Annotated in this window: 28 protein-coding genes; 11 read left to right on the top strand and 17 right to left on the bottom strand. The window is 68.5% G+C overall.

All coding sequences use genetic code 11. The annotated features are described in order from the left end of the window. Nucleotides 1-18: 18 nt before the first annotated feature. Entirely contained in the window at nucleotides 19-1,197 is a 1,179-nt protein-coding gene (locus ACFWUR_RS08070; RefSeq protein ID WP_378903758.1) for a serine hydrolase domain-containing protein, read from the bottom strand. A 139-nt stretch (nucleotides 1,198-1,336) separates the two neighbouring features. Between ACFWUR_RS08070 and ACFWUR_RS08065 the strand changes: the two genes are divergently transcribed. Beyond that, entirely contained in the window at nucleotides 1,337-2,047 is a 711-nt protein-coding gene (locus tag ACFWUR_RS08065) for a helix-turn-helix domain-containing protein (RefSeq protein WP_378903755.1), read from the top strand. On the opposite strand, the gene ACFWUR_RS08060 is transcribed toward ACFWUR_RS08065, so the two are convergent. From ACFWUR_RS08060 to ACFWUR_RS08035, 6 genes are all read right to left on the bottom strand, one after another. After that, nucleotides 2,029-2,604 carry a dihydrofolate reductase family protein gene (locus tag ACFWUR_RS08060; protein ID WP_378903752.1) on the bottom strand — a complete coding sequence of 192 codons (576 nt, stop codon included), beginning with the start codon at nucleotides 2,602-2,604 and terminating at the stop codon, nucleotides 2,029-2,031. The two genes, ACFWUR_RS08065 and ACFWUR_RS08060, sit on opposite strands and share 19 nt — an antisense overlap. A 174-nt stretch (nucleotides 2,605-2,778) precedes the next feature. Then, nucleotides 2,779-3,513 (bottom strand): ATP-binding cassette domain-containing protein, encoded by a 735-nt coding sequence (locus tag ACFWUR_RS08055; protein WP_378903750.1) that lies wholly within the window; start codon nucleotides 3,511-3,513, stop codon nucleotides 2,779-2,781. 51 nt (nucleotides 3,514-3,564) lie between these two features. Then, on the bottom strand, nucleotides 3,565-3,732 hold the full coding sequence (locus ACFWUR_RS08050) for a DUF4236 domain-containing protein (protein WP_378903746.1): 168 nt from the start codon (nucleotides 3,730-3,732) through the stop codon (nucleotides 3,565-3,567). Nucleotides 3,733-3,771: 39 nt separating this feature from the next. Beyond that, nucleotides 3,772-4,083 carry a hypothetical protein gene (locus ACFWUR_RS08045; RefSeq protein ID WP_378903744.1) on the bottom strand — a complete coding sequence of 104 codons (312 nt, stop codon included), beginning with the start codon at nucleotides 4,081-4,083 and terminating at the stop codon, nucleotides 3,772-3,774. Nucleotides 4,084-4,206: 123 nt separating this feature from the next. After that, on the bottom strand, nucleotides 4,207-5,031 hold the full coding sequence (locus ACFWUR_RS08040) for a helix-turn-helix transcriptional regulator (protein WP_378903741.1): 825 nt from the start codon (nucleotides 5,029-5,031) through the stop codon (nucleotides 4,207-4,209). A gap of 113 nt (nucleotides 5,032-5,144) precedes the next feature. Further along, the gene (locus ACFWUR_RS08035; protein WP_378903738.1) at nucleotides 5,145-6,248 is read right to left on the bottom strand and encodes an NAD(P)-dependent oxidoreductase; all 1,104 of its coding nucleotides are present in this window, start codon (nucleotides 6,246-6,248) and stop codon (nucleotides 5,145-5,147) included. Between the two features lie 31 nt (nucleotides 6,249-6,279). Between ACFWUR_RS08035 and ACFWUR_RS08030 the strand changes: the two genes are divergently transcribed. Next, entirely contained in the window at nucleotides 6,280-7,266 is a 987-nt protein-coding gene (locus ACFWUR_RS08030) for an adenylate/guanylate cyclase domain-containing protein (RefSeq protein ID WP_378903735.1), read from the top strand. A gap of 82 nt (nucleotides 7,267-7,348) precedes the next feature. Beyond that, nucleotides 7,349-8,116: a pseudouridine synthase family protein gene (locus ACFWUR_RS08025; RefSeq protein WP_378903732.1), complete on the top strand. Its 768-nt coding sequence runs from the start codon at nucleotides 7,349-7,351 to the stop codon at nucleotides 8,114-8,116. 7 nt (nucleotides 8,117-8,123) lie between these two features. Here ACFWUR_RS08025 and ACFWUR_RS08020 read toward each other — a convergent pair whose 3' ends face one another. Then, entirely contained in the window at nucleotides 8,124-8,729 is a 606-nt protein-coding gene (locus tag ACFWUR_RS08020; RefSeq protein ID WP_378903729.1) for a TIGR03086 family metal-binding protein, read from the bottom strand. A gap of 73 nt (nucleotides 8,730-8,802) precedes the next feature. Between ACFWUR_RS08020 and ACFWUR_RS08015 the strand changes: the two genes are divergently transcribed. Together ACFWUR_RS08015 and ACFWUR_RS08010 are read left to right on the top strand one after the other, a co-directional pair. Next, nucleotides 8,803-9,246 carry a MarR family winged helix-turn-helix transcriptional regulator gene (locus tag ACFWUR_RS08015; RefSeq protein WP_378903726.1) on the top strand — a complete coding sequence of 148 codons (444 nt, stop codon included), beginning with the start codon at nucleotides 8,803-8,805 and terminating at the stop codon, nucleotides 9,244-9,246. Between the two features lie 151 nt (nucleotides 9,247-9,397). After that, nucleotides 9,398-10,180, top strand: a complete 783-nt coding sequence (locus tag ACFWUR_RS08010) for a metallophosphoesterase (RefSeq protein WP_378903723.1) — start codon at nucleotides 9,398-9,400, stop codon at nucleotides 10,178-10,180. Between the two features lie 24 nt (nucleotides 10,181-10,204). On the opposite strand, the gene ACFWUR_RS08005 is transcribed toward ACFWUR_RS08010, so the two are convergent. Then, nucleotides 10,205-10,690 carry a nuclear transport factor 2 family protein gene (locus ACFWUR_RS08005; protein WP_378903720.1) on the bottom strand — a complete coding sequence of 162 codons (486 nt, stop codon included), beginning with the start codon at nucleotides 10,688-10,690 and terminating at the stop codon, nucleotides 10,205-10,207. Further along, nucleotides 10,680-11,423 (bottom strand): PIG-L deacetylase family protein, encoded by a 744-nt coding sequence (locus tag ACFWUR_RS08000; protein WP_378903717.1) that lies wholly within the window; start codon nucleotides 11,421-11,423, stop codon nucleotides 10,680-10,682. The genes ACFWUR_RS08005 and ACFWUR_RS08000 overlap by 11 nt, the downstream gene beginning before the upstream one ends. A gap of 105 nt (nucleotides 11,424-11,528) precedes the next feature. Here ACFWUR_RS08000 and ACFWUR_RS07995 point away from each other — a divergent pair, with 105 nt between their 5' ends. Continuing rightward, complete coding sequence (locus tag ACFWUR_RS07995; protein ID WP_378903714.1) at nucleotides 11,529-12,707, top strand: acyl-CoA dehydrogenase family protein; 1,179 nt, start codon at nucleotides 11,529-11,531, stop codon at nucleotides 12,705-12,707. A 22-nt stretch (nucleotides 12,708-12,729) separates the two neighbouring features. Here ACFWUR_RS07995 and ACFWUR_RS07990 read toward each other — a convergent pair whose 3' ends face one another. Then, the gene (locus ACFWUR_RS07990; protein ID WP_378904179.1) at nucleotides 12,730-15,522 is read right to left on the bottom strand and encodes an ATP-binding protein; all 2,793 of its coding nucleotides are present in this window, start codon (nucleotides 15,520-15,522) and stop codon (nucleotides 12,730-12,732) included. A 29-nt stretch (nucleotides 15,523-15,551) separates the two neighbouring features. Next, a complete protein-coding gene (locus tag ACFWUR_RS07985; protein ID WP_378903711.1) occupies nucleotides 15,552-16,535 on the bottom strand; it encodes a LysR family transcriptional regulator in 984 nt (327 codons plus the stop codon). 84 nt (nucleotides 16,536-16,619) lie between these two features. Here ACFWUR_RS07985 and ACFWUR_RS07980 point away from each other — a divergent pair, with 84 nt between their 5' ends. From ACFWUR_RS07980 to ACFWUR_RS07960, 5 genes are all read left to right on the top strand, one after another. Further along, the gene (locus ACFWUR_RS07980) at nucleotides 16,620-17,567 is read left to right on the top strand and encodes a DMT family transporter (RefSeq protein ID WP_378903708.1); all 948 of its coding nucleotides are present in this window, start codon (nucleotides 16,620-16,622) and stop codon (nucleotides 17,565-17,567) included. A 63-nt stretch (nucleotides 17,568-17,630) separates the two neighbouring features. Beyond that, on the top strand, nucleotides 17,631-19,760 hold the full coding sequence (locus ACFWUR_RS07975; RefSeq protein WP_378903705.1) for an ATP-binding cassette domain-containing protein: 2,130 nt from the start codon (nucleotides 17,631-17,633) through the stop codon (nucleotides 19,758-19,760). Further along, nucleotides 19,757-20,497 carry an energy-coupling factor transporter transmembrane component T family protein gene (locus ACFWUR_RS07970; RefSeq protein WP_378903702.1) on the top strand — a complete coding sequence of 247 codons (741 nt, stop codon included), beginning with the start codon at nucleotides 19,757-19,759 and terminating at the stop codon, nucleotides 20,495-20,497. The genes ACFWUR_RS07975 and ACFWUR_RS07970 overlap by 4 nt, the downstream gene beginning before the upstream one ends. Nucleotides 20,498-20,711: 214 nt before the next feature. Beyond that, nucleotides 20,712-21,359, top strand: a complete 648-nt coding sequence (locus ACFWUR_RS07965) for an ammonium transporter (protein WP_378903699.1) — start codon at nucleotides 20,712-20,714, stop codon at nucleotides 21,357-21,359. 108 nt (nucleotides 21,360-21,467) lie between these two features. After that, a complete protein-coding gene (locus tag ACFWUR_RS07960; protein ID WP_378903696.1) occupies nucleotides 21,468-22,109 on the top strand; it encodes a cysteine hydrolase family protein in 642 nt (213 codons plus the stop codon). A 65-nt stretch (nucleotides 22,110-22,174) separates the two neighbouring features. Here ACFWUR_RS07960 and ACFWUR_RS07955 read toward each other — a convergent pair whose 3' ends face one another. The 5 genes from ACFWUR_RS07955 to ACFWUR_RS07935 form a co-directional block, all read right to left on the bottom strand. Beyond that, the gene (locus tag ACFWUR_RS07955) at nucleotides 22,175-22,354 is read right to left on the bottom strand and encodes an antitoxin (RefSeq protein ID WP_378903693.1); all 180 of its coding nucleotides are present in this window, start codon (nucleotides 22,352-22,354) and stop codon (nucleotides 22,175-22,177) included. A gap of 74 nt (nucleotides 22,355-22,428) precedes the next feature. Further along, nucleotides 22,429-24,687 (bottom strand): ATP-dependent DNA ligase, encoded by a 2,259-nt coding sequence (locus tag ACFWUR_RS07950; protein WP_378903690.1) that lies wholly within the window; start codon nucleotides 24,685-24,687, stop codon nucleotides 22,429-22,431. Between the two features lie 44 nt (nucleotides 24,688-24,731). Then, entirely contained in the window at nucleotides 24,732-24,977 is a 246-nt protein-coding gene (locus ACFWUR_RS07945; RefSeq protein WP_301904870.1) for an antitoxin, read from the bottom strand. Nucleotides 24,978-25,004: 27 nt separating this feature from the next. After that, nucleotides 25,005-26,138: an MBL fold metallo-hydrolase gene (locus ACFWUR_RS07940; RefSeq protein ID WP_378903687.1), complete on the bottom strand. Its 1,134-nt coding sequence runs from the start codon at nucleotides 26,136-26,138 to the stop codon at nucleotides 25,005-25,007. Continuing rightward, nucleotides 26,138-26,866, bottom strand: a complete 729-nt coding sequence (locus ACFWUR_RS07935; RefSeq protein WP_378903684.1) for an enoyl-CoA hydratase — start codon at nucleotides 26,864-26,866, stop codon at nucleotides 26,138-26,140. Before ACFWUR_RS07935 ends, ACFWUR_RS07940 begins: the two co-directional genes overlap by 1 nt. Nucleotides 26,867-26,915 lie beyond the last annotated feature (49 nt).

The following is a 26,915-nucleotide window of genomic DNA, read 5'->3' as shown; positions in this document are numbered from 1 at the left end:
GCCGATCATCGCGGTAGCTCAGCGGCGATTTCCGCAGAGCGCGTGGTCCATCAGCTCGGTGACCGCGCGCATTTGCGCGAATCCCCTACTGTGCGCGCCCTCTTCACCGACCGCGAGCGTGGCCGACAGCGAGACGACGGCGCTGCGGTTGCCGTCCTCGGTCACCCCGGCGTTGGTGAGGAATCCTGTCTGGCCGCCGTTGTGCATCCAATAGGTGCCGCCGCAGGACAACGGGACCGAGAACAGGCCGAGACCGTAGGCCGCACCCGGCCAGACCTGCTCGATCACCCCGCCGACCGGCACCGTGGTGCGCATCTGTGCCAGCTGCTCTGGTCCTGACAACGCGCCGCCGAGCAGGCTCCGGTAGAACGCGCCCACGTCGGCGGTGGTGGAGAGGTAGCCCGCGGAGGCGTCGGCGTCCACCAGTTCGGTGACATCGATCAGCGGCCCGTCGACCTCGAACTGCTGATACCCCCGCGCGTGCGGGGTGGGGAGGGTGGGCGTTTCGCCGGGCCAATGGGTATCACGCAGGCCGAGCGGTTCGAGGATGCGCGCGCGGACCTCGTCGTGCCAGGGGCGGTGGGCCACCTGCTCGATGATCATGCCCAACAGGACGTAGCCGACGTTGGAATAGGCCCATCCGGTGCCCGGTGCGAAATCGGGTGCGTGCCGCATGGCCGCCGCCACGGTGTCGCGCGGATCGCGCACCTGGTAGCGAAGCCGGTAATAGTCATCGGCAGTTGCCATTGCGGGCGGACTCTCGTGAATGCCACTGGTGTGCTGGAGAAGGTGGCGGACCGTGATGCCGGCTCCGTCGTTTCCGCTGCCGTGCATCATGTCCGGAACCCACTGCCGCACGGTGTCGTCGAGAGCGAGATGTCCTTCACCGACCAGCAGCAGGACCACGGTCGCGACCATCGTCTTGGTCAGACTTCCGATCCGGAAATGTCCCTCAGGTGAAACCTGTTCCGGGGCAGAGATATCCGCGCTTCCCGCCACCCTCGACTGGTCGATACCCGTGGCGACGTCCACGATCCTGGCCTGCACTCCGGTGGTGCCCAGTGCCGCGATCGCCTCGACGTCGCGCTGCAAGGTGTCGGGGTGCAGCGTGTCGGGGTGCAGCGTGTCGGGTTCGGCGCCACAGCCACCGACCGTCAAGGCCACCGCCAGCACTACAGCCACCATCATGGATCGCATCGGGCCCCCCTTTCGCATCAGGGGGAACCTATCGACGGCCCGTGCTGCGCGACATCACCCCGCGGTACGGCATCGCCGGCGCCGCGATACCGACATTCACCCCTGGGTATCGGGTCCAGCGACGATTAGGATCGTTGCGGTGGGATTGGTGTTCGAGACCCGGATGTCGGATTCGCCGTGGGTGGACTCGGTCTGGACGTGCCGCAGTGAGCAGGTCGCCGAGATGACCTCCGTGGCGACCGAGACTTGGGGAATGGTGTTCTGGGAGCAGCGGGGGGTGCCCTGCGCGGCGGTCACCGGGCCGGAAGTCCGCACCGGCACCGCACCCGTTCCCGAGGGGGCCGACTTCGTCGGCATCCAGTTCGCGGTCGGCACCTCGCTGCGTGCGGTCGCCGCCACGAGCCTGGTCGACAGCGGGATCGTCCTGCCCGACGTGACCGACCGCAGTTTCTGGCTGGACGGCGCTCGATGGGAGACCCCGCGCGCCGACGACGTGGAGGCCCTGGTCGAGCGGCTTGTCGGCCAGGGCGTCGTCGTGCGCGACGCACTGGTCGCCGACACGCTGCGTGGCGTGCCGCCCGCGATCACCGAGCGCACCCTCGAACGTCGATTCCGGGCCGCGACGGGCCTCACCCGAGGCGCGGTGCGCCAGATCGAACGCGCGCGCACCGCGGCGCTGCTCTTGGGCGCGGGTGCGGCGGCGAGCGATGTCATCGACAAGCTCGGCTACTACGACGAGCCCCACCTCGCCCGCGCGCTGCGCCGATTCGTCGGCCGGACCGCGCGGGAACTGCGCGAGGGCAGCAGCGGTGCGATCGCGCTGAATCTGGATCAGCGAATCACGTCGTAGACCAGCTTCGCGACACCGTTGGAGTAGGTGGCCGAGTCACGCAGGCGCAGTTGCTGTTTGGGACGATCGGCCCGGCCGAACAGGCTCTTGCCCGCGCCGAGCAGCACCGGGAAGACCAGCAGGTTGTAGCGATCGATCAGGTCGGCGTCGGCAAGGCGCTGGGCCAGTTCGGCACTGCCGTGAATGTAGATCGGGCCACCCTCGGTCTGCTTCAACTTCTCGATGTCCTCGGTGGAGCGCAGAATGGTGATCTCGCCCCATCCCTCGATGAGCGCGTCGCCGGTCAGCGACGAGGAAACCACGTACTTGGGCAGCTCCTTGTAGGCGGCATGGTCCTCGGATTCGCGCCAGATCGGAGCGAACGCCTCATAGCTGCGACGGCCGAACATCAGCGCGGTGGTGTCGGCGAGCTCCTCCCCCTTGAGCGAAAACGCCTCCGGCACGAACTCGGTCTCCATCACCCACCCACCACTGCGGTGCCCCTCAGCTGTCCCACCGGGCGAGTCCACCACACCGTCGAGCGACATGAATCCGGTGTAAACCAGTTCGCGTGCCATCACAATCCTCCTGAGTACCAGCGTCGAAAACAGGCTGCGGTCAGCCTAGGGAACGCTCCCCCGCCCTGTCTTGGACGAAACCGACACGACCGTTCCGGGCCGAGAACAGCGACGTGGTCACGGACCATCGCGCTGGATCGACACCGCGAGTTGATGTCGACTGCTGGTGCAGTTCTAGAAACCTGTGGTGAAGAAACCCTGTACGTAGGGATCGGCGTCGACGAACAATTGCGCCGGTGTTCCCGCGGCAACGATGCGGCCGCCACGCATCATCACCATGCGGTCAGCGAAGCCGGTAGCGGTGAGCAGCTGCACACCATGGGTGACAACGAGGACGGCAGCGCCGAAGTTCGCGTATTCGCGCAGTGTTCTCCACACCCCGTACGCCGTTTCCGTGTCGAGCGAGGCGGTCGGTTCGTCGACGATCAGTACGCGGGGTGCCGGAACCAAAGCCGCCGCGAGCGCCGCGCGTTGAATCTGGCCTCCCGAGTGCTCACGCGGGAGCAGGTCCAGCGCATCAGCCGGATAGTGCGCGGCTGCGCAGGCTCGATCAATGCTCCACCCGCGGTGCCCCCCTTCGAGCTTTCGCAGTTGCGCACCGACGGTGTCCTCCCCCGCGAACGCCGTCACCCCCTCCTGCGGGACGTAGCCGACAGTGCGGCCACGCAGCATCGACCACTCCTCGCTCGGCACAACCTCACCGTCGATGAGAACCTCACCATCAGCACGGGCCGTCGGGGGCAAGCGTCCGGCGAGTGAGGCGGCCAGCATCGACTTTCCGCATCCTGATTCGCCGAGAAGAGCAGTGATCTGGGCAGGGGGGACTACCAGATCCACTGCGCTGAGCACGGTCTCGCGCCACCTGCCGGTGTCGACATGGACGGTCAGGTCTCGGAGCTCCGCGGTCACCGGGGGATTGTTCCCCTCGGGGTCGCGGTGAAGGTCACCGGCTGTGCCGGATCAGCGTTGGCGCCAGCTCAGGGGGCCGGGGAGGTCGACGCTGTTCTTTTTGGTGCGCGAGTTCCAGGACCATGGGCCGATCTTGATGCCCCAGGAGGACATTCCCGATTGGGTGAAGTTGAATTTCAGCGGTCCGAAGGACTTGCGCTGGCGGAACCTGATGGGCATGAGTGGCCTCCCTGATCACCATCAGGGTAACCGATCCGGTTATGCCCCACCGGGTTCCGCGGGGCCCCTCGACGAACCGGCCTGTTCCGCGGCGCGGCGACGGCGAGCGATGGCGAACAGGGTGAGGCCCGCGGCGACGGCCAGGGTGACGGCGAGGGTCAGCAGGATCAGCGGGGCGGTGGCCACGGCGGCTGTTCGGCCCGAGCCACTGCGGCGGATCAGCAGGGCCGCGGCCAGGGGGCCGGCCATTCCCAGCGCCGCGGTGATCAACAGCAATCCGCCGGTGATCAATTCGACGGTACCGATCCTGACACCGGAAAACGAACGCATCGGCCTGACATGTGCTGACACGACCTCCCCTTTCGTTGGTATCTGAAAGGTACCGCGCCGAATCGAATAACCCCTACAAGAATCCCCGGCCGTCGCGAACCTGACATCAGCAAACCGAGAGCGACCGCAAGCTGGTCCGAGCGATCAGTGAACGCCGGCCAGTTCGCGCCCACGCAACGCGTCGAGCGCGTCGCTCGACGCCGATTGCGGATTCACCGTGTAGACCACCAGCAGCTGGTCCCGATCACCGGGCAAATCCAATGTCTCGTAGCCGAATTCGATCCGTCCGACCACAGGATGGTGAATCGACCTTGTGCCGTGCGGGTCGATCGTCGGCGGCTGAACCGACCAGATGCGGTGGAACACCGGGTTCTCGGCGGTGAGTTCGGCGACGAGCGAGGCCAGTCGGCGATCCCGCGGACAGCGGGCCACCTGGCGACGAAGGTAGGCGGCGGTCTCCGCGGCCACCGGTTCCCAGTCGGGATAGAAGACGCCCGCGGCGGGGTGCACAACCGTGTAGCGCGCCAGATTGCGCTCGGATTCGGCGGCTGACGCGAAGCCGAACACCTTGTCGCCCATGGAATTCCAGGCCAGCGCTTCCATATGCCTGCCGAGCACGAACGCGGGTGTCGCGATCGAGTCGAGCAGCAGCCGGGTGCCGGAGCGGATTGTCGGGCTGTAGCTGTCGTCGGGGTCGGCGGGACGGACCAGCGCGTAGAAGTGTTCGCGCTCGGCAGCGTCCAGGCGCAGGGCGCGGGCGACGGAGTCGAGCACCGAATCGGGGAATTTCTCACCGCCGCCCCGCTCCAGCCGCGTGTAGTAGTCAACGCTCATTCCGGCCAGCTGGGCGACTTCCTCGCGGCGCAATCCGACCATCCTGCGACGGCCGTATTCGCTCAGCCCGACGGCGGCGGGCTGGATGCGGGCGCGCCGGGTACGAAGGAACTCGCCGAGAGCGGGTGACGACATGGCAGCCAGCGTAGAAGGTGAATGTCGGTTCGTTTGCATCGCATCGTGCGAAGGGAAATCGGGCGGTGGGTAGACACGGTGTGTGGGCGCGGTGAACTACCGGTACGACACACCTACAGCGCGCTGCGCTGACCCGTTCTCATGAGCTCGATCACCGCGGTGATGCTGTGCGCACCGTGCCCGGCGGTCACCGCACGGCCGAGCAGCTCGTGCATCGGCGCGTGCCAGGACAGGTCGACGCCGGTTTCGGCGCCGAGCTGCGCGTCGTCGGCGACGGCTGTGTGGAACAGCTCGACCGAGGAACCGAGCCGGGTGTAGTCCTTGTCGTCGATCTCACCCGCCAGGACCGGCAGCAGCGACTCGATCATCCGCAGCCACTTCACCGAATAGGGCACCATCGTCGACGCGGGCAGGCCGCGCGAGGCCAATACCGCCGCGCCTTCGAAGAAGCCGAGCAGCGCCGGGAGCAGGGTCGCACCGACGGCGGATTCGTAGAGAGCGGCCAGATCTGTTTCGACGCCGAGGAATTCGAGCTCCCCGCCCAGCACGCGCAGGGCATCGGCACGGCTGTCGAAGACCTCGCGATCTCCGCCGAAGTACAGCAGCGTGTTCGCGTCCCCCACGGCCGCGGGAACATTCTTGATCGCCCCGCCGAGGTAGCGGGCGCCCGCGCAGTGCGCGAACTGGGCGAACTCCCTGGCTTGGGCGGGTGTTCCGCTGTTGAGGGTGATGAGATCGCGGCCCGCCAGGTCGTCGACGCCGAGCAAGCTCTCGCGGGTGGCGGCGAAGGTGGTGAGGCACGAGATGATCACCGGGCTCGCGGCGATGGCCTCGGCGACGTCGGGGTGCGCTGTCGCGCCCGCGTCCACCAGGGCCGCCGTTTTCTCGTGGCTGCGGTTCCAGACCTGGGTGCGGTAACCCGCGGCCAGGAACGCACCGGCCAGCGCGCTGCCCATCGACCCGGTGCCGAGCACCGTCACCGCTTGCTCGCTCATCTCGACTCCTTCCCTGTAGGCGGCCGGTCGGCCTCCAGAGATCGAGTGTCGGATCGGGCTCTGGCTCGGACAAGTACGCACTTTCGCCGCCGGTTGCCCCACCGGCAGGTAAGCGACCAGGTCACGGTTACCAGGCGCGACAGCGCTGTGCCAGGTGTCACCGTCGGGGGAAGCGATGCCCGGATTTATGAACGTTGCCAATCCGGAGACGAGGATGCTCATCGCTTGCACGACACAGTCGTACAGTTTGGGTATGTCGGACCCCGAGATGACCGAGTTGGTGCAGCGCAGTGTCGAAGAGGCCCTGCTCGGCGGGCCGCGGCGGTATACGCGCACGCAGGTGGCCGAGCAGTCGGGGGTGCCGGAGGCGGAGTCGCGGCGGCTGTGGACGGCGCTGGGGTTTCCGGCCAACGAGGACGACCAGGTCGACTTCACGCAGATCGACATCACCTCGGTGACCAATTTTCGCAGCATGACCGTCGTCGCCGCATCCGATATCCGGCAGCAGGCCGCGGCCGCGCGCACGATCGGTCAGGGCATGGCGCGGCTGGCGGAGTGGCAGGCCGATCTGGTGCTGGCCGAGATCAAGGCGCGCGCCGCCGCGGCCGATCCCGCGGTTGACCTGGAGGAACGAATCAGGGCCGCAACGGAATCCACGATGGCCAGCATCGACCAGTTGCAGTCGTATGTGTGGCGCAGACATCTGGCGGCCGCGGTCGCCCGGTCGAGCGGGGCACAGGGCGAAGGTTCGATGCGCACGCTGGCGGTGGGATTCGCCGACATGGTCGGCTTCACCCGGCTCACCAGGCATCTGCATCCCGACGAACTGTCCACGCTCCTGGAAGCTTTCGAGTCGACCACCACCTCGGCGATCACCGACAACGGTGGCTGGGTGATCAAGAACGTCGGCGACGAGGTGATGTTCGCCGCCGAGACCGCCTCCGCCGCCGCCCGCATCGCGTTGGCCATCCAGGAGTCGACCATGCTGGTCGGGGGCACCCCGGAACTGCGCGTGGCCTTCGCCTACGGCGAGGTGCTGCAACGCTTCGGCGACGTCTACGGTTCGGTGGTCAACATCGCCGCCCGCCTCACCGGCGTCGCCCGGCCCGGCAACATCCTCATCGACGACGCGGCGGCGGACGCCCTCGAAGACAACCCCGATTTCGCCATCCGTCACCTGCGCAGCGTCCGCGTGCGCGGTTTCAACCGCTTACGCCCCCACCGCCTGCGACAGGCATGATCGCGACGTGCGAGGGTGCGCCGAGTCGGGCCGCTGACCAGCCGTCGAGCGCAGCGGGCGGCCCGTTGCCTAGGGTGTCGTAGTGGATTTGGATTGGCGCAGCGTGCGCGAGGACTACACCGTGTTCGCCGATGCCGCGGTACTGGCGTTGAACAAGCCGTCGGGGATCTCGGTGACCGGCGAGCGCCACGACACCGACCTGGTGGAGTTGGCGCAGGCGGCGGGCACGCAGCTGTATCCGGTGCACCGGATCGACAAGGTGACCTCGGGGCTGGTGCTGCTGGCTCTCGATCTGGCCGCGCACGGGCCGTTGACCAGGCAGTTCAACAATCAGACCGCGCGTAAGGCGTATCTGGCGATCGTGTCGGGCGCCGACCTGCCCGATCACGGCGAGATCGATCTGCCGTTGAGTGTGGGGCGCAAGAACCGGGTGCGCATCGCGGCGCCGCGGGAGGCGATCACGCGCGAGGGCGATCGCTGGTTCGTCGACGAGGCGGATCTGCTGCCGGTGAAGAACTATCCGTCGCGGACCTTGTTCAGTACCGTCGCCCGGCACGGCGATCAGGCGCTGCTCGCCCTGCGCCCGGTGACCGGGCGTCGCCATCAGATTCGCGTGCAGCTGGCCTGGATCGGCCATCCGATCCTGGGCGACCCGCTGTTCGACCGCACCGCCGCGTTTGCCCGCACCCACCTGCACTCCTGGCGGCTCGGTCTCGACGCCGCCTGGCTGACCCCACCGGTCCTCGACCTCGAGGCCACCCCGGGACCCGATTTCTGGGAGCCGTTCACCAGCGACCCGGACGAGAGTGCGCGACTTCTCCACACCGCCGCCCAGCTGATGTCGGCCTGAGCACGTCTTACGCGCTCGGTAGCCACTCGGGTGAGCGACCGAGAAGTCGCAGGATGTGGTCCAGGGTCGCCGTGGTGTCCGCGACCTCGAGCGCGGGACCGAAAGCGGCACCGGGGCGATGGCGAGCAGTGCCGGTGGGGACCGCTTCGGCGATGCGCAGGACGGTGGGAGCCAGGTCGGAATCCAAGTCGATGACGTGGCCGACCGATCTCGCGACGTCCCAGGCGTGCACGACGCTGTCGATGAGGTGGAAGCCGACGGCGATCGCGGCAGGAAAGTGACCCGGCGGGATTTCGGGGAGCACCAGGGTGCGGGCCTCGGACGTGGCGAAGGCTTCGACGACTTCGTGGGCGGACCGTAGATAGTCGCCGACTGGATCCACGGAACGGTGCACCACCCACACTTCTGGGTCGTTCGCACCGCGAGCGGCTGCGGCGAAACCGCGATTCTGGGTGCTCATGTGCTCGAGCAGATCGCGCAGATCCCAACCTGCACAGGGGGTTTCGAGGTTCAGTGGTGCGCGGGACGCCGCCTCGACCGCGTCGACACTCAGCCGCACCGCACGCTCGTGCCGGGCGAGAAGTAGTCGATCGGTTTTCAAAATAGTATGCATACGCAGACCATACGCTCGTGCTTATAATCTGCCAAGGGTGATCGACCGAGCTGCCCGGCGGTAGATTCCGACCATGCCGAAAGCGACCCGCCCGGATCTCGCGGCCATGCTCGTCCCCCTCGGCCGCGCGCTGACCGAGGCCGAACGGCCCGTCCTCGACCGGCACGGGCTCACCATGTGGGCCTACGCGGTACTGCTCGGACTCGACGAGCAGCCGGTGCACACCCAATCCGCGCTCGCCAAGGCGATCCGGGCGGACAAGACCCGGATCATCCCCGTTCTCGACGACCTCCAGCAGCGCGGGCTGATTCTGCGCGAGCCCGACCCGGCCGATCGACGCGTGAACCTGATCCGGCTCACCGCCGACGGCGCGAGCCTGCGCGACCGAGCTCAGCACGAGATCCAGGAGCAGGAGAAGCGGCTACTGGCCGACCTCCCCGCCGCCGATCGCGACGCCTTCCTGCGAGTACTACAACTGCTCGCCGACCGCACCGGAATCGCCACATCCGAGGGGTGAGTGGTGACACAGACCACTTCGTGGGTTTCGGCCCGTGGTACGGCTCATGAAGACGAATAAACGCAGGTCATCTAGCCTGGAGAGGTGCCGATGAGCGATACCGGCACACTCTGACGCAACGGAGCGATCCCAGAGAAGAAAGCGACTGCCGATGATCCTGGCGGCTCAGCTCAGCGATACCCACTTCGACCTCAGCGCGCGCAACACCGAACGGGTGGAGGCGGTGATGGGCTATCTGGCGGAACTGCCACGCAGGCCCGACGTCATCCTCGTGACCGGCGATATCACCGATTCCGGCAAGCCGGAGCAGTACGCGCAAGCACGCCTGGCCCTGCAAGCCGACATCCCCGTGTACCTGCTGCCCGGCAATCACGACGACCGCGCCAACTTTCGCACCACGCTGCTGGGCGAGCCCGCCTCGACCACCCCCATCAACAGTGTCCACCGCGTCGGCGCGCTCACCGTCGTCATGCTCGACTCGAGCATCCCCGGTGAACCGGCCGGACTGCTGGGCGAGGACACCTTCGACTGGCTGCGCGCGACGCTGGCCGACGCGCCGGCCCACGGGCCGATTCTCGTTGCGCTGCACCACCCCCCGAAACGAGTCTTCAGTCCCGTCGTCGACGTCATCGCCCTGGCCGACCCCGGCAGGCTGGCCGCCGTCGTCGCGGGCGACCCGCGCATCGTCGGCATCCTCACCGGCCACGCTCACTCCCCCATCGCCACGACCTTCGCGGGCAAGCCGATGATCACCGGCCCCAGCACCGCCTCGGTTCTCGGCGGCGAATGGGAGGTGACGCCACCCCACCGCGTCATGGACTACGCCCCCGACCCCGCCATCGCCCTGCATGTGATCGACGAGAACTTCGGGCTCACAACCCATTTCCGCACCGTGGCGATGGGCGGCTGGCTGGCCGAGCCCCCGCCCGCCTGAGCGGCGGCGGTCTCGGGCGCGGTTCTATCGGGCACCGAGACGCACCCTGCCGCGCCGCACAGGCGGATCCTCGGGGGCGGATCCGAGTTCGCCGCGGTCGACCGTTCGTTCGATGATCAGGCCGTCGGCGAGTCGGAACCAGTAGGTGTGCAGCACGGTGAAGGTCGCACCGCTGGCGGGAACGGTCTGGCGCGGTCGGCCGTCGGCGCCGTAGAGGACCAGGTCGTGGGAATGGGTTCCGCTCATCGCGGCGTGCACGGCGACCCCGTGCTCATCGGCGACGAGGCGGTGGATCACCCAGTCGAGAGCGGTGAAGCTCGCGCGCAGCCACACGGAGGTGGCGTGGATCGCCGACGGTCCGCGCGCCCGGCAATCCGGTGGCACGTAGGGGCCTGCGTGGTTGAGCGCGAGGGGGTGGAAGACGGCGGCGAAATCGTCCGGGGTGCCGTGATCGAGCAGTTTCACGGCGAGAATGCCGAGAGTGCGCGCACGGGCGAGGTCAGCGACCATGGGCCACCGCCACGGGTTCACGCACGTCGGCGGCGATGACGAAGGTCTCCTCGGCGACCAACTCGTGCAGCAACGCTTCGTCGACCGCGGCGGTGAGCGCGCCGGTCTGGGTGGACATCGCCCGCAGGGCGGCGATCTTGCGATCGAGCGCGGCGCCGCTCAGCGTGTGGTTCAGCGGGATCTCGTCCCGGGGCACGCCGACCGGGCGAAGCGGGCTCATGTACATGTTCCACTCCTCGTAGAGCGGCATGAAGCGTGCGAGTTTCTCGGCGGACGGCACCGCGTACAGCAGCCGGCCGGGGCGCCCCGCGGATTGCCAGGCGCGGGTCACCCAGCGGTGGACGGCGATGTGGTCGAGATGGAAGGTCATGCCCTCCGGGCCGAACGTGAGAACGGTGTCAGGCCGGACTTCGGCGAGAAGGTCTGCGGCCCAGGCATTTCCAGCCAGATCGTGCAGCGCGAACTCGCCGTCGGGGAAGTCGTCGACGCGGTGTTCGGTGACGCCGAGAACCGCCATCGCGGCAGCGGCTTCCCAGCGGCGGACCCGGCCGAGGCGCTGCGGTGGCCAGTTCACCGAGTCCTCGGTGCCCATCTCGCCGGCCGACGCGGTGGCGCACACCACTCGTTGACCGTTGTCGCGCGCGGCCGCCATGATTCCGGCGGCCAGGTAGGTTTCGTCGTCGGGATGGGCCCAGATCGACAGGATCGTGCCCAGTTCTTCGATTGCGATCATGGGTTCAGCGTGCGAGAACGCCCTGTCAGCGGGCTGTCAGGCGCCGCGAGGTCTGTGACAGCGCACGACAGCCGCGTGACAGCACACCACCGAACAGTGGCTCCCATGACTCAGACGCTCATCGAATCCCGCGCCATCCCGACCGACATGCTGCGACGGTTCCGGTCTCGCGCGGCCGTCCACGACCGTGACAACACCTACTTCGCCGACGACCTCGCCGAGCTGCGCGGCATCGGCTACCTCGCCGCGGCGGTTCCCGCCGAGCGTGGCGGCTGGGGTCTCGACCTGGCCCAGCTCGCCGCGAGTCAGCGCCGCCTGGCCGCCTACGCCCCCGCCACCGCGCTGGCGATGTCGATGCATTCGTACTGGATCGGCATCGCCAACGAAATGGCGCGGGCCGGTGACGATTCGCTCGACTGGATCTACGACGAGGCGCTGGCGGGCGAGGTCTTCGCGGCAGGCCATGCCGAGCCGGGCAACGACATCCCGGTACTGCTGTCGACCTGCCGGGCCGATCGCGTCGACGGCGGGTACCGGCTCACCGGACGCAAGCAGTTCGGGTCCAACGGGCCCGCGTGGAAGTGGTTGGGCGCGCACGCTCTCGACGCCGACGCCGAGGGCGGCCCGAAGGTGGTGCACGCCTTCGTGAAGCGCGGATCCGAGGGTGCGACGGTGGTCGAGAACTGGGACACGCTCGGCATGCGTCCGACCCAGAGTCACGACACCCAGCTCACCGACGTCTTCGTGCCCGACGTCCGAATCGGCTGCGTGATGCCTGCCGGTGATGCCGAGCATCCGTTCCTGATGGGGATGACGATGTGGCCGCTGTCGCTGATCGGGGCGGTCTACCTCGGAATCGGCGACCGGGCACTGGAATTGGCGGCCGAGAACGCACGGCGCAAGAAGTCGATGGCGATCGAACGTGGCGCGTACGCCTACAACCCGTTCGTGCAGCACCAGATCGCGTCGATGTATCTGGAGCTCGACGCCGCCGACGCGGTGCTGACCAAGTTCACCACGGACTGGGTGACCGGTGCCGATCACGGGGCCGACTGGGCGCCGAAGGTGTACTCGATGAAATGGCGGGCCGTGGAAGCCGCCAAGCGGGTGGTCGATACCGCACTCGATGTGGTGGGCGGGGCGGCGATGCTCTCCGGCAACGAGCTCGAGCGCCTCTACCGCGATGTGCGGTGCGGCGGTTTCCATCCCGGCAACGACGCGCTGACCCATGAGATGGTCGGCAAGGCGGTGCTCGGCATTCTGGGTGAGCAGCCGCGCTGGTGACACCGTGGGCCCGCAGGCTGATTCACGCCTGCGGGCCGAGGGCGGTGAGGGTGTAGTCGAGGAGCTCGTCGTTGTCGAGGGCGGCGCCGCGGCGCCGTGCGCGATCGAAGGCGTCGGCGCCCAAAGTTGTTCGCACGCGGTGCGACAACTGGTCGAGAACCTCGCGATCGGACCCGAGGAGCTGATCGGCGGTGGCGGCGCGGATGGCGCCGTCCAGGACCGCCGCCTGTTCCGCCCGGCCCAGCTGGTCGAACAGCAGCGCGATCGAACGCAGCATCACCCACTGGGTGGACCACATTCCGGCGCGTTGCCAGCCGCGGATCAGCGCGGGATAGGCCGCCGCGGCCTCGGCCGTCCGGCCCGAACGCACATCCAGGGAGGCGCGCGAGGCCCCGGCGACACCGGTCACGAAGGTGGTGCCGGTGGTTTCGGCCATCCGCAGTGCCCGGTCGAGCAGTTCACGCGCCCGGTCCTGGTCGATGCCCAAAACGGCTTCGCCCGCGCAATAGAGCACGTACGCCGCGTAAGGGGAAGTGACGGAGCCGATTTCGGCGACCAACTCGGCCGAGCGTCGTTGCGCTGTCGGATCGCCCGCGTAGCCGAGCAGCATGATCCAGGTCGCCATATCCATGTTCGGCGAGGGCCGATCCGGGATGACCCCGGCGCGGCGATACCAGTCGGCGGATTCGTCGAAGCGGCCCGCGAACAGGTCACAGACGCCATAGGCGCCGTAGGCGTTGTAGGGCGGATCGTCGCAGACGGTGAGCGCGTGACCGGCCCGGTCATAGGCGCCCGCCAGATCGCCCGCCATCCAAAGCGCGTACGAGGCCGCCGCCGAGATCTCGGCGGCGAGGCGGCCGGTGGCGTCGGGATCGGCCGCCATCACGAGTTCGGCCCAGCCGAGGACATCGGGACGAAGTCGGAGCAGGCCGTAGTCCATCAGGGCGGCGACGAGACGGGCGGCGTTCGCGGTGTCGCCGTGGTCGAGTAGCCAGTGCAGGGCGCGCTGGAGTTCGATGATCGTGTCGTCGATCCGGGAGATGACGGTGGCCGAACGGGCGAGTTCGTGGGCGGTGCGCTCGGCCCAGTCGACGAAGTAGTGGGCGTGGCGGGCACCAGCGTGATCATCGGCGGTCGCACGTTCGGTGCGGCCGAAAGTGCGCAGAGTTTCGAGCAGAACGTAGCGGCGGCCGGGCGCGCGCGAGACCAGCGATCGTTCGGTGAGTTCGGTCAGGCGGTCGGCGGTCGGACCCGGTGCGGTGCCGCAGACCGCGGCCGCGGCGGCGACATCGAAGGGCCCGGAGAATACCGACAGGCTCGTAAAGGCTTCCCGCAGCGGCGGGTCGAGCAGATCCACCGACCACGCCACGGCAGCGGCGAGCGAACCGTGTCGGGTCGCGGTGCGATAACCGGCCGACAGGAAGTCGAATTGACGGTCCAGTCCTGCCGCGATCTCGTCCACTTCGTGCGAATACATCCGTGCCGCGGCCAGTTCGATGGCGAGCGGCAGTCCGTCCAGCCGGGAGACGATCGCGCGGATCTGGTCGACAGCAGCGGGGTCGGGTGCGAGTTCGCCGGTCACCGATGCGGCGCGCTCGAGGAAGAGTTCGACCGCGGGGGACCTGTCGCCGCCGACGCGGAGCGGGGGCACGCGGCGCACTTGTTCGCCGGCTACGCGCAGGCGTTCGCGGCTGGTAGCGGCGACCCGCAGCCGTGGGCAGCGGCTCAGCAGCAGGTCGACGAGGGCGGCGATCGGTTCGACGACGTGCTCGCAATTGTCCAGGAGCACCAGCGTTTCCGTGCTGCCGATGACGCCTGCGATGCGCTCGTCGAGTGGGATCGCGGGGCGTACGTCGATGGCGAGTGCGGCCGCGACCGCTCCGACCGCCCCGTCGGCATCGGTCCCGGCCAGTTCACACCAGACCACCGAGGTTTCGGTGTGCCGACGTCCGAGTTCGAGCATCATCCGGGTCTTGCCGACCCCGCCGGGACCGACGAGGGTCACCAGGCGGGCGTCGGTGAGCAGGACCTCGATTTCGGCGAGCAGGTCGTTGCGCCCGACCAAGGAGGTCACCGACATCGGAAGTCGCTGGGCCGCTTGGGTGTCCCGGTCGCCGGTGAGCAACTGCTGGTAGCGCTGCTGGAGTGGTTCCGAGGGGTCGGTGCCGAGTTCGTCGGCGAGAAGCCTGCGGAACTCGTCGTAGACGCGGAGCGCGTCGGCCGTGCGGCCCGTCGCGACCAACGCCTCGATCAGCAATGCGCGCGGGTGCTCTCGCAACGGATATTCGTCGACCACCGCGCGCAACTGGGCGGCCAACCCGTCGGTCCGACCGTCGGCGAGCCGCTGAGCCGCCTCGGCCAGCCCCGCCCTGACCCGAAGTTCTTCCAGCCGTGCCGATTCCGCCCGCGCCTCGTCCACCATGTCGAGTTCCGGATACGCCGGTCCGACCCAGCGCCGCAGGATCGCCACGGGCGACCCGCCCCCGTCGAGAATCTCCCCCAACTCGTCGGCGTCGACGACGATCCGTTCCGGATCCAGCCGGTACCCGTTGCCCGCCGACTCGATCGCCGCCGGCATCACCCGACGCAGTCGCGACAGATGACTGTGCAGCGCCGCCGCAGGATTGTTCGGCCCGTCTTCGGGCCACAGCAACTCGATCGCCGCGTCCACCGACACCACCGCCCCACGCCGCAACACCAACAGCGAGAGCAACCGCCGAGGCAACACCCCGCTGGGCGTCACCTCGCCGCCGTCGGGACCCCACACCCGCAACGGCCCGAGAACAGCGCACCGATATCGCTCGCGGCGATCCATATCGGGCACTGTTTCACCTTTCCGCGATCTCAGCGCGTCGCCCGGGAGCTCGACCGTGTGCCCTCGGCCGCGCGGCGCGGCGGGGAGTCGCTCCTGTCGGCCGACGTTGTCACGAGGCCGCCGTGCGGTCGAGCAGCCAGTTCATCGAGCAACTCCATCGTTCGGACGACGACTGGATTGTAGGACTCGGAGTCCTTGATGTGCGCGCAGACGGTGCGCCGTGGCGTCGGATTGGTGAGTTCCAGCGCGCAGGCGCCGGGCGGCAACTCGGTGGCGCCGAGGCGAGGGATCACCGTGATGCCGATCCCGCGAGCCACGAAGCGCAACGCCGAGGGATAGTCGGTGGTTTCCACCTCGAACCGTGGCGTGAAACCCGCTGCCACGCAAGCGTTCAGCATCGCCTGCCGGCAAGGCCCGCGACTGATGTCGCTGTCGATCCACCGATAGCGCTCCAGCTCGGCCACGTCCACCGTGGCGCGCCCCGCGAGTTCGTGACCGGCAGGCACCACCGCGACGTAGGGCTCGGTCATCAGGTCGTGGTGGGTATAGCCGGCGACCTGGGTGGGTTTGTCGAGTCGCACCGTGAGCGCGATGTCGGGTCGGTTGACCGACACCTCGGCCAACTCGTCGACGATCCGGAGCCGAACTCGGGTGTCGGGGAATTCGTGGGTGAGCGTGGCCACCACGTCGGGCATCCAGTTGGTACCCGCCGAGCTGAACGTGTTGATGGTGATCCGGCCCGCCTTGCCCGCCCGCAGGTCCGACACCGTCGACCCGAGCGCGGTCAGTTCGTCGAGCACCTTGGCCGCCTCGCCCGCGATCACCCGCCCCGCCGGAGTCGGCTCCACCCCGCGGCCCACCCGCTCGAGCAGCTGCAAGCCGGTTTCGCGTTGGAGCGCGGCGAGGTGCTGGGAGATCGCCGACGGTGAGTAGCCGAGGGTCGCCGCCGCCGCGGCCACCGAGCCGGTCGCGACCACGGAGCGGAAGATCATCAAGCGGTGCGTGTCGATCATGCGAACTCCTCAATTCAGTATTACTGAATATTAGACGGCAAATAACCGCTTGTGCTTACCTCTTTCCCGGGCCACCGTTGAGGTATGAAGTCGCGCCTTCCCGCTCTCGCCCTGGTCGCCGTGATGCTGGCCTGGGCATCGTCGTTCGTGATCATCCGCGGCATCGCGCCCTACGTCTCGCCCGCGGCGATGGCGTCGGGGCGAATACTCGTCGGCGCGATCGTGCTGGGGGTGGTGCTCGCTCTCCGCGGTGGGCGGATGCCACGCGGCCTGGCGCTGTGGCTGACCCTGGCGTACGGCGCACTGTGGTTCGGGCTGTACACCGTGCTCGTGAACGCCGCCGAGCATCATCTCGACGCGGGGACAACGGCGCTGCTGGTGAACATCGCCCCCATCGTGGTCGCGGTAATGGCCGGACTGTTCCTGAACGAGGGGTTCCCACCGCTGCTCGTCGTGGGAATCGCTGTCAGCTTCAGCGGCGCGGCCGTCATCGCGTTCACCGGACCGGGTCACCGCGACCGTGTCGGTGTACTGCTCGCGGTGGCCGCCGCCCTGCTCTACGGGGTCAGCGTGGTGGCACAGAAACTCGTCCTGCGAACGACCGACCCGGTGACAACGACAGCGCTGGGCGCGATCGCCGGGGCAGTCGTCCTGCTGCCGTGGGCGCCGCGAATGGCACACGAACTCGCCGAGGCGCCCCTGTCGGCCACCGTCGGCGTCGTCTATCTGGGCCTGGTGCCGACCGGACTGGCATTCCTGCTGTGGGCCTACGCCCTGTCCCACACCCCCGCCGGTGTCACAGCCTCGTCGAGCTACGCCGTGCCCGCCCTGGCCATCGCCATGTCCTGGATCTTCCTCGCCGAGGTACCCACCCCCACCGCTCTTGTCGGCGGTGCCCTGTGCCTGACCGGCGTAGCGATAGCCCGCCTGAATCCGACCGTGTTCCATCGCACGCCCCGATCCCGCCACGAGCCCACACCCCGCCTCCGAGACCACCCGCGGCGCACCCCCAGCCCCACCGTCCACCACTGAATCCACCAACACCTACACATCAGCCACACACCCCCGATCCACACCCCCTGGCAGACTGGACACGTGAGAGACAAGCCCGTGGGTCTGCCCAGCGGCCCCCTGCGCCCGATCGAACTGGCAAGCGGCGCGGTGATGGCCGGTCTCACCGTCGGCCTGATCACCGTCGGCTCACTGGTTCCCATGGCCGCCGCCCTCCAGCTCGTCGCCGCGGTCCCGCTGGGCCTGCTCGCCCAGCGGTATCGGTTCCGGTCGCTGGTCACCGCCACGATCGCGGCAACGTTGGTCACTTTCGTGGCGGCGGGCGTGATGCCCGCACTCGGCGTGATGGGCGCGGCCACGCTGGCGGGGATCATCGGGACGGTGAAACGCCGGGGCGGCGGTCTCCCCGCGGTGCTCGCCCTCGGACTGGTCGCCAGCGCGGGCTGGGGGCTGTTCTCCGTTGGCAGCCTGCTGCTCTTCTCGCGAACCAGAGAACTGTTCTTCGCCGCGTTCCGCAACACCGCCAAGGGCATCGAGAATCTCGCGGGCCGGGTGCCCGCGCTGGAGCCGCTCGGCCGGACGGCCGCCGACACCGTGGAGGTGGTGCTGCGCTGGTGGTGGATCTACATCGGCGCCACGGTGGCACTCGGAGTGCTGGTCAGCACGGTCATCTCGTGGTTCGTCCTCGGCGCGGTGCTGGATCGACTGGCCTGGCTGCCGGGCAGCGACCGACTCGACGCGCCGCTCGATGATCGTCCGGTCGGTCCGCTGCCGGTATCGCTGCACGGGGTCGGCTACCGATACGAGGGCACCGACGTGGACGCGCTCGCCGACATCGATCTCACCATCCGGCCGGGTGAGTTCGTCGCGGTCGTCGGCCACAACGGTTCCGGCAAGTCGACCTTGACCAGGGTTCTGGCAGGCAGGCCGCCGACCGCGGGTGCGGTGGATCGTCCGGGCTCGGCGGGCTTGGGCGCGATCGGCGGAACCGCGCTGGTGCTGCAACGCCCCGAGAGTCAAACCCTCGGCGTCTCGGTCGCCGACGACGTCGTGTGGGGCCTGTCGGCGGAGTCGGCCACCGAGGTCGACGTCGACGCGCTCCTGGCCGAGGTCGGCCTCGCCGGTATGGGCCCCCGCGAGACCGCCACCCTGTCCGGCGGCCAGCAACAGCGCCTGGCCGTGGCGGCCGCGCTCGCCCGACGCCCGGCCCTGCTCATCGCCGACGAAGCCACCTCCATGATCGATCCCGACGGCCGCCGCGAACTCGTGGCCCTGCTGGCCGAACTCCCGCGCAGGCACGGCACCGCCGTGGTCCTGGTGACCCACCACGAGGCCGACGCGATCGCCGCCGACCGGGTGATCCACCTCGCGAACGGCCGCGCGGTCGACCACCTCGCGAGCTGGCCCCACCCCGCCCGCGATCAGCGCCGCAAGCCGATGGGCGCCCCCGTTCTCGAGCTCGCCGACGTGCACCACACCTACAACCGCGGCACCCCGTGGGAGGCTCCCGCCCTGCACGGCGTCGACCTGTCGGTCCGCAAGGGCGAGGCGCTGCTGATCGTCGGCGGCAACGGGTCGGGCAAGTCGACCCTCGCCTGGATCATCGCGGGGCTGATCGCACCGAGCTCGGGACGCTGTGAACTGCGCGGCACCGCGGTCGACAAGCAGGTCGGCGGGGTCGCGCTGGCCTTCCAGCATTCCCGGCTGCAGTTGCAGAAGCAGACCGTCGGTGCCGAGATCGCCGACTGGGGTGGGCGGGCGACCGGTTCCGGCGCGGTCGGGCAGGCACTGGACGCGGTGGGCTTGGATCGCCGCCTCGCCGCGCGCTCGGTCGAGGAACTCAGCGGCGGGCAAGCCAAGCGGGTGGTCCTCGCCGCCATGGTGGCCAGTCACCCGCAGGTGGTCGTCCTCGACGAACCACTGGCGGGCCTGGATCCACGCGGTCGCGCCGAGATCGTGGAACTGCTTGCCCGGCTGCGGGATTCGGGGCTGACCCTGATCATCATCTCCCACGATGTCGCCGAGATGACGATGGTGTGCGACCGCACGGTGCACCTGGACGGCGGCATGGTGGTCTCGGCCGACGGCCATCCGATCCCCCGAACCGAACGCACTCCCGAGAAGTCGCCCTTCGTGGCCGGTCTGCCCTTGGGCCGCCGCGGCGACGAAGGCGCGACGGCACACACCAGCGCACCGGAAGGTACGATCCCATGAGCACAGTGCTGCTGCGTGAAGTACCGGTCGACAGCGTCGTGCACCGCCTGTGGGCGGGCACGAAGATGATCGCCGCGTTCCTGTTGAGCCTGCTGCTCATGTTCTTGCCGTCGTGGCCGGTACTCGGCCTGATCACGGCCTTCCTGGTGCTGATCTGGGTGCTCGCGCGGCTACCGCTCGGCGCGATCCCCCGCCTGCCGTTGTGGTTCTGGGGACTGGTCGTGCTCGGTGGTCTGATCAACGCGCCGATCGGGCTGAAGGCCGTGCTCGGCTACGCGCAGATCTTCGTGTTCGGCCTGGTGTTGGTGGCCGCCTCGTTCCTGATCGCCTTCACCACCCCGATGGGCGAGATCGCCCCCGCACTCGCGAAACTCGGTGCGCCGCTGCGCAAGCTGCGTGTGCCGGTCGACGAGTGGGCCGTGGTCGTGGCGCTCACGCTGCGCGGCCTCCCGCTGCTGTTCGACGAGATCCGGGTGCTGCGCGCCGCACGCAAACTGCGCCCCAAGGACAAGCTGCTGCACCGCGCCGCCGACAATCCGCTCATCGATATCCTCACCGCGTGCATGGCGGTGTCGTCGCGGCGTGCGGGCGAGCTCGGCGAGGCGATCACCGCGCGGGGTGGCACCGGGATGCTGACCGCGCACCCCAGCGCACCGCACCGTCGCGACGCGGTCGCCTTGGCGATCGTGGTGGTGGTCTGCGCGGGCGCCGTGGTGTTGAGCAACCTCATCGGCTGACCCCACAGCCTCCCACGCTGTCGTGATCGCCGGCTTGTATCAACATTCTGAACTGGGCGCAATACCCTGAATTCACTGTCCCGAAACCCTCCGGCAAGCTATGGTTCGTCACGGAAATCGAGCTAGGCAGCTTCACGCGCCGGTCACGAACTTTCTCGGGGGAAGTCCATTACCGCGGCGCTTGTTCGAGCACGTCACACCTGATGGAATCCAGATGGGAAACGTTCATATGATCATCCGCAAAATCGCCGCGGCCGCGATTCCGGCTCTCGCGGCAGCGCTGGTGGGGACCGGAGTGGCCGGCGCCGATCCGGTGACGCCGAATGTCGAGTACCACACCGAACTCGTCGGCAACACCGTTGTCACCACCCTCACCCACGGCACCTTCGCGATCAACGGCGGCGCGGTCGACGTCCGCGACGAGGCAGGCGCGACCCTGATCTCGCTGCCCCTCTCGGTCCGCGAGGGCAATCTCGAGTACCCGCTGCCGCACGCGCTCCGCGAGGACAGTCGAGTGCTCGAGCTGACCGCGGTCAAGGATGTCGCGGCGGCCAGGCCCAACCTCAGCCCGGTCGCCTCACCCGCGGAAAACTATGCCGCACAGGCGAACTTCGCCTCCACCTTCGGCCTTGCCACCGCTATCGGCAGCTTCGTCGGGATGGCCATCGGTGCCGCGATCGGCTTCGTGGTCGGCTTGCCCGCCGGCGGGGTCGGCGCGATTCCCGGTCTCATCACCGGCGCCACCATCGGCGGGATCATCGGCACCCTCGTTGTCGGTGGGCCGACGCTGCTCATCGCGGGCATCGACCTGATAAGCACTCTGGCCGCCCCGGCGGGGACCACCCAGTGGGCCACGAAATAGTCTGCACCGCAGTGTGATCGACCGAGTCGCACCGACACCGACACCGGTGGCGGTGCGACTCTTTTCAGATGCTCGACATCCCCGCGCGCCTCAGCGATACTGGCGCCGGTGCGACAAGGTAACGGACTCGACATTCCCGACACTCTCGGCGATCTCTGTGCGCCCGACCGGATGGCGCTGATCGTCTACGACATGCAGGTGGGTGTCCTCGGACAGCTGCCCGACGGTCAGGAGATCACCGACCGCGTCGTGCGAGTGGTCGAAGCGGCCCGGCGCGGCGGGTATCCGGTGATCTTCCTGCGGCACTTCTTCCCGCCGCGGCGACTGACCGGCGTGTACGGGATGCGGCTGCTGATGAGCTGGCAGAACGCCGAATCCGTCGACGACGTGGCCTTCGTCCTGCAACGCGATACGCCCGCCTTCGAGCTGGTACCGGAGCTCGTCCCACGCGAGGACGAGCTGGTCTTCGACAAGATGTCGATGTCGGCGTTCGAGGGCACACCCCTGGCTACCCTGCTGCGCGATCTGCGGATCGGCTCCTACGCCATCGCCGGTGTCGCGCTCGAGATCGGCATCGCGCCCACCGTCACCCACTCGACCGACCTGGGTTTCGTTCCCGTGGTGATCGCTGACGCCTGCGGCGGTCGCGACGCCGAAGCGATCGCGCGGGCCTACGACGACGTCGCGTTCCAGGGTAATGCGCTGGTCACCGATGTCGAGACGATCTCCGGCCTCATGGCGGGGAACTGACAGCACGGCGAACACGCAGCGTGGCCAGCTCGGCGGACCGATGATCGTCGGCCCGCCGAAACAGCTCAGGCCTGATTACGCAGCGCGTTCTTGGCCGCGTCCTGCGCGGAATCCACCTGACCGCTGAACTTGCCACCGGTCTTGTCGTCGACCACGTCACCTGCCTTGTCGATGACGCTGTCGACCTTGTCCGCATGCTGGGCAGCCATGTCCATCGCCTTGCCCGCCAGGTTCTTGAAATCCACCGCGTACTCCTCGTTGATTCGACACCGGGTACAACCCGATTACCGTAGCAACATCGCAGCTTTCGCGGTGGGCATCATCGCGGCGAACTCGTCACACCGTCCCACACGGGATGCCAGAGCCGTCCGGTGTCGGTCCACGCCTGGAAACGGACAGTACCGGTGAGCTCGGGGTCGACCCATTGCGCGTCGCGGCGTTCGTCGGCGGTCATCTCGTTGACGAACGGAGCGGTCGCGCGGCGCAACCCGGCCAGTTCGGCGGCGATCCGACGCGACTGCTCGTCACCGAATCCGGTACCAACCCGGCCGACGTAGACGAGGCCGTCCTCGTGCGGCACACCGAGCAGCAGGGACTTGAACGGCCGTTTGTCGCTGCGCCGCCACCCGCCGACCACCACCTCCTTGGAACGCCAATTGCGCTGCTTGAGCCAGGTCTGGCTGCGTTTGCCCGGCTGGTACACCGAACTCAGCCGCTTGGCGACCACCCCCTCCTGCCCCTGCTCTCGACTGGCCTTCATCGCCTCGGCACCCGAACCATCCAGCAGCGCACCGACATTCATCGACGGCGACAGCCTGCCCAACGCCTCGAGCACGGCGCGACGGTCGGTATATTTCTTGCGCAGCAGGGAGGTGCCGTCGAGGTAGAGCACGTCGAAGGCGACGAACACCGCGCGGGCCGAATCCGCTTGCAGTGCAGAGATATCCGAAAGCCCGGCGGCATCGAGCACCACCGCTTCACCATCCAGGACCACCCGGTGCCCGGCCAACTCCTCACCGAGGGCGGCCAAGCGCGGATACCGCGCGGTCACCGTGTTGCCCGCGCGGCTGCGGACAGTGACCGTACCGTCGTCGACCTCGACGATCACCCGGAAGCCGTCCCACTTGGTCTCGAAGGCCCAGTCCGCGGGTGTCAGCGATTCGACATCACCCGCGGTGGCCAACATGGGTGCCAGTCCGCGCGGGAAACCGTTGTCCGTCACCGGCTCTCGACGGGACTGATCACGCATCCGATGCATCAGCCACTGGTCGCCCTTGGTCTGGATGAAGGCGTAGCGGCCGGACACCCGCTCCCCGTCGAGTTCGACGATCACCTCGTCGGCGCGCCACTTCTCGGTGACGTAGGTGCCCGAATCCCAGATCGTCATCTGTCCCGCACCGTACTCGCCCTGGGGGATGGTGCCGTGGAAGTGCAGGTATTCGAGGGGGTGGTCCTCGGTGCGCACGGCCAGCCGATTGTGTTTCGGCTCGGTCGGCGGCCCCTTGGGCACTGCCCAGGAAGCCAGGACACCGTCGTGTTCGAGGCGCACATCCCAGTGCAGGCGGCGGGCGTGATGCTCCTGGATGACGAAGCGGTCGCCGGGCCCCGGTTCGGGCGTGACCTCGGGGACGGGCTCGGGCGTGCGCCGCGGGTCGCGCATGCTGCGGTACTTGGCGAGGGAGTCGGGGCGGGTGGGCAGCGGCGGATCGAGGTCGGCCAGCAGATCGCCGTCGGCTTTCCACCGGGCCAGCACCTCGTCGAAACGCAACTGGCGCAACGCTTGCGCGTCTTCTATCTCGGCCCAGGTGCGCGGGGCGGCAGCGTTGGGTTCGGTGCGACCGCGCAGCGAGTAGGGGGCGATGGTGGTCTTGGCGGCGTTGTTCTGGCTCCAGTCCAAGAACACCTTGCCCTTGCGGGCCACCTTCGCCATGGTCGCCGTCACCAGATCCGGGTGCAGCGCTTCGAGATTGGCGGCCACCTGCTTGGCGACGGTGGACGCGCCACGCGAACTCACCGGCCGCTCCAGCGGCACATAGACGTGAATCCCCTTGCTACCACTGGTCACCGGGAAAGCCCGCATACCGATATCGGCGACCATGTCACGCACGGCCAGCGCCACCCGCGCGCATTCGGCCAACCCCGCGCCCGCTCCAGGGTCGAGATCGAACACGATCCTGGTGGCCGGACCGCGCGCGTCCGCGTCGAAACGCCACTGCGGCACATGGATTTCCAGCGCGGCCTGCTGTGCGAGCCAGGCCATCCCGGCCTCGGAATCGATCAGCGGGTACGCCACCCGGCGGCTGGAATGTTCGATCGCGGCGCGGTGGATCCACGCGGGCGCGTGCTCGGGAAGGTTCTTCTCGAAGAAGTCGGCGTGGTCGACCCCGTTCGGCCACCGTTTCCTGGTCACCGGCCGCCCCACCAGATGGGGCAGTGCCGCCTCGCTGATCGCCGAATAGTAGGCGATCACCTCGCCTTTGGTGGTGCCGGTCTGCGGGTACAGCACCTTGTCGAGGTTGCTGAGCTCAACCTCGATGTCCGGTTCACCCGGCGCGCCCCGAAATTCCCGGCGGACCATCGACGCGATCGAAGCGGGGACCGTCTACCGGTCCCCGCGCCGAATCAGGCCTTGGGTCCCGGATCTGTCGGAGCGGGGCCGCCGGGGGCAGTGCCGGGGCCTGCCTGCGGGGGCACGACCTTCTTGGCCGCGTCCTTGCCCTTCTCGATCTTGTCGCTGTACTTGCCCTTGGTCTTGTCATCGATGAAGGTGCCGGCCTTGTCGACCGCTTCATTGATCTTGTCGGCGTTCTGTTCGACCGCTACCTTGCCCTTACCGAGCAAGCCCTTCAAGGTATCCACGAGACTCATCTGCCGATGTTCCTTTCGCGAGGAGGGTCACTCCACATATTCCCACCACGAATCCCGTGGTGGGAGGTCATTCGGAACCACCCTCTGGCCCGGCTTGGGCACTACCACCGGGGTACCCGCTTTCTCGGCGGCCGACACCAGTCTGCGGACGGGTTCGGACCAGCCGTGGAAGGCCAGATTGAAGGTGGCCCAGTGGATCGGGACCAGCAGTCCGTACCCGGCGTCGCCGAGGCACAGGTCGGCGTGCGCGCGCACCGCCTCTTCGGGATTCATGTGCACATCGGTCCAGCGCTCGTCGTAGGCGCCGATGGGCAGCAGTGTGAGATCGAAGGGGCCCAGCACCGCGCCCGCCTGGGAGAAGGCCTTCGTGTAGCCGGTGTCGCCACCGAAGTAGACCCGCTTGGTCGGACCCGACAGCGCCCACGACGCCCACAGTGTGGTGTTGCGGACCAGCCCGCGGCCGGAGAAATGCCTGGCCTCGGCGCAGGTGATGGTGAGACCCCGATCGTCGGCGCCGCGCCCCAGCGAGACCGAACCACCCCAGTCCAGCTCGATGATCCGGTACTCGGGCACGCCCCACTGCCGCAGGTGCGCGCCGATACCGGTCGGCACGACGAACGGCGCGAGCTGGGTGCGGACGAGCTCGTCGATGGTGGCTTTGTCGAGATGGTCGTAATGGTCGTGGGAGATGATCACGGCGTCGACGACCGGCACCTGCGACAGCTCGCCGGGGACCGGGTGGAGCCGGGCCGGGCCGAGGACCGGGGACGGGGAGACCCGTTCGCTCCACACCGGATCGGCCAGTACCCGGTAGCCGTCGATCTCGACCAGTGCGCTGGCATGCCCGTACCAGGTCACCGCGAGCTCGGCGGCCTGCTCCGGGGCCGCGGGGGTGACTAGCGGGACGGGGTTGCGCGGGCGACCGACCCGCCCCTTGGTGATCCCCGACCAGATCAGCGACGGTGCGGCTCCGGCGGCGAGCATGGAGCTGGGCTCGGTGTTGTGGAAACGGCCGTCGCGGTAGGAGGACTTGCCGACCGCGGTCGGCGCGATCGCCGACGGGCCCGCGCCGAGCGAGGTGGGCAGCCCCCACACCGCGCGCGCCATCCAGGCGAGACCGAAGGTGCTCGCCATCGAACCCGCCAGGCGCGTGATCCGCATCAGCGGCCCACGAACTTCGCCGGACGCTTCTCCTGCCGGGCCAGGCGGCCCTCTTTCGCGTCGTCGCTGCTCCACGCGGCTTCCAGCGCGGCCCGCTGCTGCGCGCTCGCCGGATCGCCGGTGCCGTCGTCGTTGAGCATCAGTTTCATGGCCCGCAGCGACAGCGGCGCCAGCGCGGCGATCGACTTCGCCCAGTCCTGCGCGTCGGCGAGGGTGCCGAGCTTGTTGGCGAAACCGTAGGCGTAGGCGTCCGCGGCGGAGACCGATTCCGCGCCGAGCAGGATCGTTCGGGCGGGGCCGCCGCCGATCAGGGCCGCCAGCCGCGACACCGTCCAGCGATCCACCGAGATGCCGAGCTTGGCGGCGGGCACCGCGATGTAGGCATCGGGCTCGATCACCCGCAGGTCCGAAGCCAGCGCCAGTTGCACCCCCGCGCCGAGCGCGCCGCCGTTGATCGCCGAGATCACCGGCACCGGGACGGATTCGATGGTGTGCAGCATGTCGAGCAGGCCGCCGAGGAACGACTCGGAATACACCCCCGACAGGTCGGCACCCGCACTGAAGATCGGCCCACGGCCGGTGAGCACGATGGCGCGCGCACCGTGGGCCACCGCGTCGAGTACCGCTGCGCGCAGCTGCCCGACCAGGTCCTCGTTGAGCGCGTTGCGCCGTTCCTCGCGCTGCAATTCGATGGTGATCACATCACCATCGCGGGTCACGCCGAGCATTCATCCTCCCCAGAATCAGCGGTTTCGTGAATGTTCACACTCTGCCACA

The sequence above is a fragment of the Nocardia sp. NPDC058633 genome, from assembly GCF_042717045.1.
Taxonomy (GTDB): Bacteria; Actinomycetota; Actinomycetes; order Mycobacteriales; family Mycobacteriaceae; genus Nocardia.
This window is presented reverse-complemented; position numbering and strand designations above follow the sequence as displayed.